Annotated in this window: 8 protein-coding genes; 2 read left to right on the forward strand and 6 right to left on the reverse strand. The window is 72.4% G+C overall.

Annotated features, from left to right (window positions below):
- The 4 genes from AC529_RS02245 to AC529_RS02260 all read right to left on the reverse strand — a co-directional run.
- On the reverse strand, window positions 1–1,924 hold a 1,924-nt coding region (locus tag AC529_RS02245; RefSeq protein WP_068753249.1), incomplete at its 3' end, for an MMPL family transporter.
- Window positions 1,921–3,573 carry an FAD-dependent monooxygenase gene (locus AC529_RS02250; protein WP_068753250.1) on the reverse strand — a complete coding sequence of 551 codons (1,653 nt, stop codon included), beginning with the start codon at window positions 3,571–3,573 and terminating at the stop codon, window positions 1,921–1,923. The genes AC529_RS02245 and AC529_RS02250, both read right to left, overlap by 4 nt.
- On the reverse strand, window positions 3,570–4,256 hold the full coding sequence (locus tag AC529_RS02255; protein WP_232306527.1) for an HAD family hydrolase: 687 nt from the start codon (window positions 4,254–4,256) through the stop codon (window positions 3,570–3,572). Before AC529_RS02255 ends, AC529_RS02250 begins: the two co-directional genes overlap by 4 nt.
- A complete protein-coding gene (locus AC529_RS02260) occupies window positions 4,247–5,176 on the reverse strand; it encodes a ScbA/BarX family gamma-butyrolactone biosynthesis protein (RefSeq protein WP_068753251.1) in 930 nt (309 codons plus the stop codon). The genes AC529_RS02255 and AC529_RS02260 overlap by 10 nt, the downstream gene beginning before the upstream one ends.
- Before the next feature lie 620 nt (window positions 5,177–5,796).
- Between AC529_RS02260 and AC529_RS02265 the strand changes: the two genes are divergently transcribed.
- Window positions 5,797–8,136 (forward strand): BTAD domain-containing putative transcriptional regulator, encoded by a 2,340-nt coding sequence (locus tag AC529_RS02265; protein ID WP_068753252.1) that lies wholly within the window; start codon window positions 5,797–5,799, stop codon window positions 8,134–8,136.
- Here AC529_RS02265 and AC529_RS02270 read toward each other — a convergent pair.
- Both AC529_RS02270 and AC529_RS02275 read right to left on the reverse strand, forming a co-directional pair.
- Complete coding sequence (locus tag AC529_RS02270; RefSeq protein WP_068753253.1) at window positions 8,122–10,413, reverse strand: MMPL family transporter; 2,292 nt, start codon at window positions 10,411–10,413, stop codon at window positions 8,122–8,124. The genes AC529_RS02265 and AC529_RS02270 overlap by 15 nt on opposite strands.
- Window positions 10,414–10,473: 60 nt before the next feature.
- Window positions 10,474–11,544 (reverse strand): NAD-dependent epimerase/dehydratase family protein, encoded by a 1,071-nt coding sequence (locus tag AC529_RS02275; protein ID WP_198156266.1) that lies wholly within the window; start codon window positions 11,542–11,544, stop codon window positions 10,474–10,476.
- An 88-nt stretch (window positions 11,545–11,632) separates the two neighbouring features.
- Here AC529_RS02275 and AC529_RS02280 point away from each other — a divergent pair, with 88 nt between their 5' ends.
- A complete protein-coding gene (locus AC529_RS02280) occupies window positions 11,633–12,106 on the forward strand; it encodes a MarR family winged helix-turn-helix transcriptional regulator (RefSeq protein WP_232306528.1) in 474 nt (157 codons plus the stop codon).
- The last annotated feature ends 13 nt before the right edge of the window (window positions 12,107–12,119 follow it).

Consider the following 12,119-nt stretch of genomic DNA (forward strand, 5'->3'; position numbering starts at 1 on the left):
AGGCCACGCAGAACATGAGGACGGGCAGGCTCGCGTCGAGGAACCCGGTGGGCGTGAAGCCGAGCAGCCCCGAGCCGTTGCCGTCCTGGAAGACCCACACCGCGACGCCGTACATGGCGCCGAGGCTGAGGGTGTTGAGCACGACCGCGGCGACCGGCAGCACCAGGCTCCCGGTGAGCAGGAAGATCAGCACGAGCGTGATGCCGACGACCGCGGCGGCGGCCCACGGCAGCCGGTCCAGGATCGCGCTGCTCGTGTCGCGGATCTCCGCGGCGGAGCCGCCGACGTGCACCGGCCAGGGCGCCTCGGCGGCGCGGATCTGCTCCACCACGCGCTGGCTCTCGACCGAGGCGGAGGGGTGTTCCAGGGTCACCGCGAGGTAGCTGGCGTTCTCGGAGCTGAACCCCTCGGCGCCGGCCGACACCTGGCCGGTCTGCCGGCCGTCCTCGAAGACGCCGGCCGGGCCGTCGACCCGGTCCACCCCGGGCAGCTCCGACAGCCTGCGCGCGTACTCGGACAGGCCGGTCGGCACCTCGCGGGCGACGACGTCGGGCACCGCGACCTCGACCACGCGCGTCGGGTCGGCGGGGAACTCCTCCCGGACCGTCTCGGAGACGATCCGCGACTCGGTGCCCTCCGGCAACTGCCGGTCGTCGGCCTCGCCCAACTGGATGCGGAGCAGCGGCAGGCCCGCGACGACCAGGAGTCCCCCCACGACCACGGTGACCGCCAGAGGGCGGCGCATCACCGCCCTGGCGACGCGCTCCCAGCCCTGCCCGCCGCGCTCGGCGGTGAACCGCTCCCGCAGTCCGCGCGGCAGCAGTCCGGCGACCGGCAGCGCGTCCACCCTGCGGCCCAGGACGAGCAGCAGCGCGGGCAGCACCAGCAGTGCGGCCGCGGCGGCGAGGGCCACCACGGACATGCCCGCGTAGGCGAAGGAGCGCAGGAAGTACATGGGGAAGACGAGCATGGCCGACAGCGAGACCATGACCACGACCGCGGAGAAGGCGATGGCCCGCCCCGAGGTGCTCATCGCGACCGCGACCGCGTCCGCGGGGGTGGCGCCCTCGTGCAGCCGCTCCCGGTAGCGGCGCACGAAGAGCAGCGCGTAGTCGATGGCGAGGCCGAGGCCCAGCGCGGTGGTGAGGTTCTGGGCGAACACCGAGACGTCGGTGAACTGGGAGACCACCCACAGCACGGCGTTGGTGCCGATGATGGCGATGACGCCCACGCAGACGGGGAGCAGGGCCGCGACCAGACCCCGGAACACGACCACCAGGATGAGCAGGGTGATCGGCAGCGCGATCACCTCGGCCCGCACCAGGTCGGCGTTGATGGTCTGCTGTAGGTCGTAGAAGAGCGCGGCTTCGCCGCCCACCCGCAGCACGAGGTCTCCGTGCACGCCCCGGTAGTCGTCGCCGGCGCGCTCCAGGAACCGCTGCGCATCGGTCTCCTCGCCGCGGATCTGGGCGGTGATGAGCGCCGCGGTGCCGTCCTCGGAGCGCAGGGTCGGCAGCGGCGCCTCCCAGTAGGACACGACCCGGGCGACCTCGGGCTCGGCCTCCAGCCGGTCGGCGATCTCGGTGGCCTGGCGGGAGACTGCGGGGTTGTCGACGCCCTTCTCCGCCTCGACCAGGATGACCAGGTTGGGCCTGCTTCCGGGGAACTCCTGGTCGAGCAGGCGGGCCGCGTCGGCGGAGTCGGCTCCCGGGTCGGTGGTGCCTCCGTTGCGCAGCCGCTCGCCGACCCCGCTGCCGAGGAACAGGCAGACCACCACGAACACGAGGGCGGCGACGAGGATGCGGCGCGGCCCCGCCGTCACCAGGCGGGTGACCGCTCCGGGGCGTGCCGCGGCGGTCGGGGGACCGGCGGCGGGCTCCTTTCCGGAGCCGCCGCCCGGCCCGGTCGTACGCAGTGTGCTCATGGGCGGTCGTCTCTTTCCGCGGTCAGGACTCCCTTGTCGTTCTCGGCGGGTTGCGGGCCGGAGACGGGCAGGGCCAGCGCCTTGAGGAAGACGGTGACGCTCCCGCCCTGGGCCAGGGAGCCGACGACCGCGTCGGGGCGGATGTAGACGTACCGGAGCGCGTCCCCGGTGCCCGCGACCGAGTCGGTGTCGACCGCGGTGTCCACCCCGGCCGCCTCCCCGAGCCGCCCCGGGGCGGTCCCGGGCGGCAGCAGCCGCAGCACGGCCACGTCGTCCGGCAGTTCGGCGCGGGCCTGCCGGGCCTCCGCGGCGGAGCGTGCGGCGGCCCCCGCGATCAGCACGGTGTGGCGGCCGTGCGCCAGGTACTCGTGCAGGGTCCGCCGGGCGTCGCCGCCGACGGCCTCCAGGGGGGAGTCGGGCGCCCTGCGGCCGAGGCGGAAGGAGCCGAGGGCCTCCGTTCCCGCCGGGACCACGCCGGGGCTGGTGCGGTAGTCGTGGTCGATCTGGGCGAGCTGCGGGACGAACTGCCGTTCCAGGACGCCGGTGCGCGACAGCAGCCGCATCGCGGTGTCGCGGACCTTCCGGGCCACCGGGGAGCGCAGCAGCCACAGGCGGGTCTGGCGGTCGGCGTTGCGCACCGCCGTGGCCGAGGTGGTCCGGCGCTCGGCCGGGTAGCTCTCCAGCAGCCGGTCCGGCGCGCCGCGGAGCACGGCGGCGAGCTTCCAGGCGATGTCGTAGCCGTCCTGGATGCCGGTGTTGAGCCCTTGGCCGCCCGCCGGGCTGTGGACGTGGGCGGCGTCGCCGGCCAGGAACACCCGGCCGTGGCGGAACCGTTCGGCGATCTGGGCGTGGACCCGGAAGCGGCTGCGCCACCAGACCCGTTCGAGCCGGATCCTGCCGTCGACCCGCTCGTCCAGCAGCCGTTGCAGGAGCGCGTCGTCGGGGGGACCGGCGGCGGGGTCGGGCTCGGTGTCGAAGAAGACCCGGTGCCCCCCTCCGGGGAGGGGGACGATGACCAGCACCCCCTCGGGGGTCATGTGGTACTGGGCCTCGGTGGGGTGGGTGGCCCCGGTGAAGGTGCCGTCGCCGAGCAGGAAGTCGCGCTCGTAGGTGCTACCCTGGAAGGCGATGCCCAGCGTCTGGCGGACCATGCTGCGTCCGCCGTCCGCCGCGATCAGCCACGGCACGGCGAGCGTGTGCGTGTCGCCCTGCGCCGTCTTGACCTCGACCTCCACCCGGTCGGCCACGGTCCGGCAGGAGACCGCCTCGGATCCCCGCTCGACGGTGACGCCCAGTTCGGCGAGCCGCTCCTCCAGCAGCCGTTCGACCACCGGCTGGGGCAGGCACAGCGGTCCGGGGAAGGCCGTGCCGCGCAGGCCGCCGAAGACGACCCGGCCCACCTGGCGTCCGGCCGACCAGTAGGAGGCGGAGGAGAGCGGAAGCGCCGCGGCGACGATGCCGTCGGACACGCCGAGCCGCCGGGTCACCTCCAGCGCGCCGCTCCACATGACCAGGGCCTTGGTGCCCTCGGAGATCTCCGCCCGGCGGTCGATGATGCGGCAGTCGACGCCGTTGAGCCGCAGCGTGCACGCGGCGGCCAGGCCGGTCGGTCCCGCTCCGATGATCAGGACCTGGGGTGTGCTGCTCATTCGGCGGCCTCCAGTCCGAGGCGGGCCGACACTTCCTCGACCGTCCTGCGGGTGTCGGTGAACAGGACCGTCTCCATGCCGAACTTCGCGGCGGCGTCCAGGTTCTCCTGGAGGTCGTCGACGAACAGGCAGTGCTCCGCAGGCTCGTCCAGCCGCTCCAGGAGGCGCCGGTAGATCTCGGGGTCGGGTTTGCGCACCCGCTCCTCCGCGGAGTTGACCACCACGTCGAACAGCTCGTCCACCGGGATGGTGGCGCGCCAGAGCCGGTCCCACTCGCGCACGTTGTTGGTGAGCAGCGCGAGGCGGTAGCCGCGGGCCGCCAGGGTGCGCAGGAAGGCGACGAACTCCTCGTTGCCGGTGCGGCCGGCGAACCACAGTTCGCCGAAGGTCACGCCCTCGGGCAGCCGCCAGGAGTCCGCGGGCAGCTCCGCGGCGATCCGTTCGACGAACTGCTCCTCGGTGATCTCGGCGGTCTCCAGGGCCGCCATCGGGGTGACCCCGCCGTGGCGGCGGGTGGCGTCCTGGAACGCCCTGGCGATGACCTCCAGGCCGAGGCCGGAGGTCTGCGCGAAGGCGGTGTAGGTCTCGATCAGGGGGTTGGTCAGCACTCCCCCGTAGTCGCAGACGACGGTGGTGATGCCGGTCCTGCGCCCGGCGTCCGCGCGGGAGGCGGTCAGATCCACTGGGCCACCTCCAGGCGGACCGTGCCGGCGACGGCGCCGTTCTGCCGCACGTCCACGGTGACCTCGGAGACCACCGCACCGGACCGCTCGTCCCGGGTGAGCTCCCCGAGGCGCGCGTCGAGCTGGGCGATCGAGTCGCTCTCGACGAACTCGGCGAACTCGGCGGCGATCGTGACCGGCAGGAGCGCGGTGGGGTCGATCCCGTAGCTCCGGGACAGCCCGCTCACGGCCAGTTGCCGGGCGGCCTCGATGACGAGGTTGCCGGGGATGTGGTCGAGGGGGTGGTCGAAGAGGTGCGGGTGGTCGAAGTGGGCCACGATCGAGGCGCTCGCGCGCAGGCCGGCGGAGAGCACCGGAGGGGTGATGACGACGTTGCGGGGGTTGTGCCGTCCGACCTCTGCCGGGGCGACGGGGACCAGCCGCGGCAGGACGGCCGTCCTGGGGTTGAGGATGGAGCGCCCGCGCGCCCGCAGCACGCGGTAGGAGCGCTTGCTGAGGAAGTTGAGGCTGCCGTGCGCGGTGAGCACGTGGCTGCCGTCGATGTCGACCGAGCCGGTGAAGTCGAAGCCGAGGATCCGTCCGCGCCGGTTGACCTGGGTGTCGGCCTTGGCGTGGATGAGCAGGCGGGAGGGCTCCTCGGACCGGACCCGCATGCCCTCGAGGGAGTCCACCTGGAAGCCGATGGTGCCCATGATGAACGCGGTGTCGAGGGGGACGTCCATGTGGCGGTGCGCGATGAGCACGCCGGCCTGCCGCATCGACTCGATGATCAGCAGGGGCTCGTGCACGCCGGGGTTCTCGGCCATCAGGTGCCCGCGCGGCAGTTGGGCGGCGACCTCGAAGGCGTCCGGGGCGGTCTGCCTGGAGTCGGTGACGAAGACCTCGGCGACGGAGCGGCGGTGGACGAGGGCGCGCGGCACGGTCGCCTCGTAACCGAGTTCGGACGGGTTTTGCGAAGGAGTTTCGGGTTTCACCGCGGTAACAGCGGCCGCGGCAACGCCGCTCTGCGGTACGCGGTGTTCGGAATTGATCGCGGCCTTCGTCATCGGCATTTTCGGTTCGCCTCCTCATTCGGACCGACGGGTTCCGGTCCGCAGAAACTCCGGGCAGCATCCGCGGCGGAACCGACGTGGCGAGTATTGGCGGCGCCCCCTGAAGCGGACCTTGAAGGCGCCCTGAAGCCGACCTGAACAGCGAATTCATTTCTCCTCCAGTGGTCTGACGACTCCCGCACCGAGCTGCACGCCTCACAGAGAGTTACCTGAAGTAACAGCCAGGCATGTGACCCATTTCACTATGACCGGAGATCGGAACCAAGAGACAAGAAGCAGACTCTCTCTTCTATGAGACGGGCTATTCATGATGAAATGCGCTAACCTACAAATTCCGACAAATCCCCCCAGGGCGAAAGCGAATGTCTGGCCGGCAACGAGAGCAGCGAGAGTTTCGAGGTGAAATGGAATACCAACCTGCCTGGTCCACCGCTCCGAGTGGGGTCCAGGTCCTCGGAGAACTCCTCGTCCGGAGCGATGAGGGGCCGGTGGATCTGGGGCCGCCGCGGCAACGGGCGGTGTTCGCCGTCCTGGCCCTGCGTCCGAACAGCGCCACTCCGACCGACCGGATCATCGAGGGGGTCTGGTCCGAGAGGAGCCCCACCCACGCGGCCAACCTGGTCCACAAGTACGTCTCCGGGCTGCGGCGCATCCTCGCGGCCAAGCCCTGCGCCGCGGCGATCGAACGCGCCCCCGAGGGGTACGTGCTGAGCATCTCCCCGGCAGGCCGCGACCTCGACGTCTTCCAGGAGCTGGTCCGCACGGCCCGGCAGAGCCCGGACCCCGAGCACCGGGCCGAGCTCTTCGAGACCGCGCTCGGCCTGTGGCGCGGACCGCTGCTCGACGGCATCCACAGCGAACTGATCGCCCAGGAACGCCGCCTCCTCGAGGAGGAGCGGCTCGTCGTGCTGGAGGAGTACGCCGAACTCCTGGGGGACATCGGACGGCACCACACCGTCCCGCCCCTGATCCGCAAGGAGTTGTCCGAGCACCCGCTGCGGGAGAGCCTGCACCGCCTGCTCATCACCGCCCTGTACCGGTCCGGGCGCACCGCCGAGGCGCTCGACACCTACCGCAGTCTGCGCGACCTGCTCTCCGCCGAACTGGGGGTGCCCCCCAGCCCCGAACTCGTCAGCCTGTACGAACGCATCCTGAACCGCGACCCCTCGCTGCGGGCTCCCGCCCCGACCTCGGCCGTTCCGCGGGCGCGCTCCAGCTCCCCGCGGGTCCGGGAGGCCGACACGGCGGCGTTCCCCACGCCGACCGGGCCGGTCCCCTCGAAGCCGGCCCAGCGGCTGCTGTCCCTGCTGGAGCGCATGCCGGGGAGGGACTTCTCCGTGCACTCCGCGGCCGCCGTGGGCGACGTCACCACCTCCACGGCGCTGCGCATGCTCGACGAGCTCGTCTCGCTGGACCTGGTGGAGGAGTGCCCCGGGTACCGCTACTGCCTGCTCTCCCGGCCGCACAGGGCAGGCTCCGTGTCCGAGCTGCCCGACGACGCGCTGGACCGCCTGCTGTCCTTCCACACCGCGATGGCGGAGCAGGCGGCCCGGGTCTACCAGCGCAGGATCCCGCGGCTTCCCGCGTCGCTGCACCGGTCCCGCAAGCACCCCCCGCTGTTCGTCGCGCCCGCGCAGGCACTGCGGTGGATGGCCGCCGAGCACCACAACATCCATCAGGCCCTGGCCGCGGGCGCGCGCCGCAAGGCCCCCGGACAGCACGTGTGGGACCTGGTCAACGCGCTGCGGTGGTTCAGTTGGACCTCGGACGTGGACCTGAGCGGCCTGGAGACCGACCCCCTGCTGAAGGCGGCCGAGGACACCGGCGACGTGCCCACCCTGATGGCGGTGTACATGCTGATCGCGAGCCGCCACAGCGCCATGGCCGAACCGGAGCTGGCGATCCGCAACTGCGCCCGGGCGCTGGAACTCCACCCCGACTCCGGCCACCCCTGGCCGGCCGGCCTGGCCGACGCGCACGCCAGTCTGGGCAACCTGCTGTGGCTGACCGGTCGCCTGGCCGAGGCCGACGTCCACCTGCGCGCGGCCTGCCGCATCCACGAGAAGCCCGGCGGCGAGGAGCACGGCATCACCCTGATGTGGCGTATGCGGGTCCTCCACGACCTGGGGCGGCTCGCCGACGCCGACACCTGCGGCCGGATCGGCCTGGCCGAACTGGAGCACGCCTACTCCCCGCTGCGCCGCGCCCTGATGCTGACCCAGTTGGCGGTGAACGCGCGCGCCCTGGGCCGGGCCGGGGACGCCCGGCACTACGCCCAGGAGGCGCTCGACCTGGACAAGCAGACCGGTTCGACCCGGACCAGCGCCTTCGCGCTGGCCCTGCTGGCCCTGCTGGACGCCGAGTCCGGGGCGGCGGAGCGGGCGCTGGAACGCTCCGAGAACGCCCGGGAGGCGCTCGCCCACGCCGGCGACCTGCGGATGACCATCGAGGTGGACAACATGCTCGGCAGCGTCCACCTGGAGCTGGGGGACATCAGCAGCGCCTCCCAGATGTACCGGGAGGCGCACCGGCTGGCGGTGGAGCGGCGCTTCCTGCGCGGCCGCCTCATCGCGCTGTGCGGGATCGCCCGCGTCCACCTGGTCAGCGGTCGGCTCTCCCTGGCCCTGGACGCGTGCGAGCAGGTCCTCACCCTCGCGTCCCGGAACGGCTACCAGATTATCCACGGCCAGGCTCTGGAGATCCGCGGCGCCGTCCGGGACCGCCTCAACGGTCCGGACGCCGCCGCGGAGGACCTCTCCCACGCTTTCTCCGTCTACACCGGAAGCGGTTACGCGCCGGGGCTGCGCAGGCTGTCAGTGGCCCGGTGAGCGGCCGGACCCGGCGCCCTGCCCCGCGCCGACCGCGGCCCCGGCCCACTCCTCCCCGGGGGAGCCGCCGGGCGCCGAGGCCGCCTCGGAGATGCCGAAGCGGTCGTGCACCCACCGCAGCGGCGCCGGCGCCCACCAGTTGGCGCGCCCGGCCACGCGCATGAACGCGGGGACCAGGATCGCTCGCACCAGCGTGGCGTCCACGACGATCACCAGTGCCGTGCCCACACCCAGCATCTTGAGGAACACCACCCCGGAGGAGGCGTAGGCGGCGAAGGTCAGCGCCAGGATGACGGCGGCCGCGGTCACGAGCGGGCCGACGCGTTCCAGTCCGGTGGCCACAGCCGCCTCGTTGTCCCCGGTGCGGTCGTACTCCTCCTTGACCCGGGACATGATGAAGACCTCGTAGTCCATGGACAGACCGTAGGCCACGCAGAACATGAGGATCGGGATCGTGGTGTCCAGCGAGCCGGTCGCGGTGAAGCCCAGCAGCCCGGAGAGGTTGCCCTCCTGGAAGATCCACACCAGCGCGCCGAACATGACCGACAGGCTCAGCAGGTTGACCACGGTGGCCTTGAGCGGCATGAGCAGGCTGCCCGACATCAGGAACAGGATCACGAAGGTGATCGCGAAGATCAGCCCCATGACCAGCGGCAGCCGGTTCAGCACGGACTCGCGGTAGTCGGTGAGCTCGGCCGGGTAGCCGCCCACCGCGGTCTCGAAGGGCGCCTCGACCGAGCGCACCGCCTCGACCGTCCCCTCCAGGTCCTCGGAGAGCGCGTCGTACAGCGGCGTCACCGCGAGCCAGGTCAGCTCCGCCCCGCGGTAGTCGTTGCGGGAGGGGGTGTCGCGCACCCGGACCCCGTCCACGAACCGCCCCTCGGCCGACTCCACCTGGGCGACCTGCGGCAGTTCGGACAGCGCCGCGGAGTACTCCCGGAGCTGCTGCGGGCTGGGCGGCGCGCCCTCGCCGCCGGCCACGACCTGCAACACGTCGGCCTCCTCGGAGGCGAAGTTGTCGCGCAACTGCTGCTGGGTCTGGCGGCTGGAGGTCCCCTCGGGCAGGATGCGGTCGTCCGGCGGGCCGAACCGGATGCCCAGGAACGGGGAGCCGAGCAGCAGCAGGACGGCCAGTACCGCGCCGCCGAACAGGAACGGACGGCGCATCACCCGCACGGCGGTGGCGTGCCAGAAGCCGCTGCCCTCTGCGGCGGGCTGCCGCTTGCGTTCCACGCGCGGTCCGGCGTAGGCCAGCAGCGCGGGCAGCAGCACGAGCGCGCCCACGATCCCGAAGAACACCACCGCCAGGCCGCCGTAGGCGAACGAGCGCAGGAACGCGAAGGGGAACAGCAGGAGCGCGCTCAGCGACACCAGGACCGTGATGCCGCTGAAGACCACGGTGTGCCCGGCCGTCGCGACCGTCGCGGCCACCGCGGTCCGCAGGTCCGCGGTGCGGCGCCGCTCCTCGCGGAACCGGGAGATCATGATCAGCCCGTAGTCGACCCCCAGGCCCAGCCCCAGGACCAGGGCCAGGTTGAGCGCGAAGCTGGAGACGTCGGTGAACAGCGCCAGGACGCGCAGCACCGCCAGGGTGCCCACCATGGCGAACAGTCCCAGGGCCATGGGCAGCAGGGCGGCGACGAACCGGCGCAGCAGCAGCACGAGCATCAGCAGGACGCCGGGGAAGATCAGCATCTCGGCCCGGATGAAGTCCCTGCTGGACTCCTGGCCGACCTGCCGGAACACCTCCTCCCGGCCGCCCGCCTGGACCGTGATCTCGGCGGTGTCGCGGGTGAACTCGGGCGACAGGGTGGTGAGGACCTCCCGGGTGGTGTCGGCGTCTCCGGGGAGGTGGGCCAGGACGAGCGCCTGGGACCCGTCCTCGCTGCGCATGGTGGGTGAGGAGCCGGAGGTCCAGTAGGAGTGGACCTCGCTGACCTCCGGGACCGCGGCCAGCTCCTCGGTGAGCCGGCGGCCCGCCTCCACCACCTCCGGAGCGTCGACGTCGCCGCCCTTGGCGGTCACCAGCAGGGTGAAGTTGGGCGCCCCCACGCCGAACTCCTCCCACAGCACGGTCCGCACCTGGGCGGCCTGGCTGTCGGGCGGAGCTTCGAAACGCGACAGCGACAGCACGCTCAGCGCTCCGCTGCCGTACACCACGGAGAGCACGAAGAGGACTCCGGTCAGGACGAGGGTGCGGCCCCGCCGCCGGGCGACGAGGTCGCCCAGCCGCCACAGCAGCGAAGGTCGCCCGGGAGGTCTGGTGTTCGCGGCCACGCGCGTTTCCTTTCAGAGATGCGGATCGGTTCCGTCGCGGTCCGCCGCGACGGTGGCGGCTCAGCGGGCGACCGGGCGTCCGGCCCGTCCGGCGGGCAGGAAGCCGTGCTCCCGGTACCACTGGGCCGTGTCGGCCATGGTCTGTTCGATGGGGCGGAAGACGATGCCCAGTTGCTGCTGGGCGCGGGCCGAGGAGAAGTGCCGGCCGTCCCCGTCGCGCAGGACCTGGACTCCGGTGCGGGTCGCCACGGGCTCCTTGCCGCGCAGCCGGGCCTGCGCCTCCAGGAGGGCGGCCACCGCCATGGCCAGCCCGGCGGGGACGGTGCGCGGGGTCTGCGCCCCGGTGGCCGCGGCCACCGCCGCGCAGATCTCCTGGAGGGAGTGGCGCCGCCCCGCGACCACGTAGCGGCCCGCCTCGGGCCGGGCGGCCGCCCGCACGCAGGCCAGGGCGACGTCGCGGACGTCGACCACGTAGTTGTGCAGCCGGGGGACGGCCCGCATCTCCCCGCGGGCCACGGCCAGGAACAGCCGCCCCGCGGAGGTCGGTCCGGCGTCGCCGGGACCCCACATCCACCCGGGCAGCACGACCGGCACGCGCAGCCCGGGCCGGTCCGCGAACTCCCGCACGACGGCCTCGGCGCGCACCTTGCTGGCCGAGTAGCTGGTGGAGGTCGGCTGGTCGCGCAGTTCGGGCGGGGGCGGGGTGTGCTCGTCGGCCGGGTTGTCGGCGCCCTGCCGGTTGAGGACGTTGACCGAACTGGTGTGCACGACGGTGGGCACCCCGGCCTCGGCGGCGGTGGTGAGCAGGTCGCGGACCGCCGTGACGTTGGTCCGCTCCATCAGGGCCAGGTCGGCGCCCGGCTGGAAGTACTCCCGGAAGTACGCGGCGGTGTGGAAGACCGTGTCGACCCCGACCAGCTCCTTCCGGTAGGAGCCGGGGTCGTTGACGTCCCCGGCGACGACCCGCAGCGCCGGGTGGTCGGGCAGCAGCCGCCTGGCACGGGCCGGATCGCGCACGAGCGCCACCACCTCCCCTCCCCCGTCGAGCAGGAGCCGGGTGATGGAGCTACCCAGCAGACCGGTCGCGCCGGTCACCAGGGACCGAGTCGGGATGTCCGTCGTGTCGCTCATTCCAGTCCCACCATCACTCTGTCGACCATATGATATGTCGACCATATTATACTGAGGAAATATAGTCCAGGAGAGTTATCCTGAAGGCATGGGCGACGGTGGCGGCATGGTTCTCGGTAGTGGCAGCAGCCTGTGGAACAACCCGGGCTACCGCCTGATCAAGCTCGGGGAACTGGTGATGTTCGCCATCGAGCAGGCGCTCGCCCCGCTGGAGGTCACCCCGCGCCAGTTCAACGTGCTGGCCACGGCCGCCGCCCTGGACTCGCCCTCGCAGCAGGAGCTCAGCCGCGCCCTGGGGATCGACCCCAACGTCATGGTCGGCCTGATCGACGACCTGGAGCGGTCCGGAATAGTGGAGCGGCGCCGCAACCCCGAGGACCGGCGGCGCTACATGGTGGCGCTCACCCCGCACGGCAAGGAGCTGCTGAACTCCTGCATCGCCGTGATGCACGAGACCGAGAAGCGCTTCTTCGCCCCCCTGGCCGACGACGAGGTCGCCGCGCTCAACGACGCGGCGGGACGGCTGCTCACCGCGCACCCGCGGCCGCCCAAACGCCACTGAACGCGCTGCGGCC

The organism is Thermobifida cellulosilytica TB100, assembly GCF_001517975.1.
GTDB classification, from domain to species: Bacteria; Actinomycetota; Actinomycetes; order Streptosporangiales; family Streptosporangiaceae; genus Thermobifida; species Thermobifida cellulosilytica.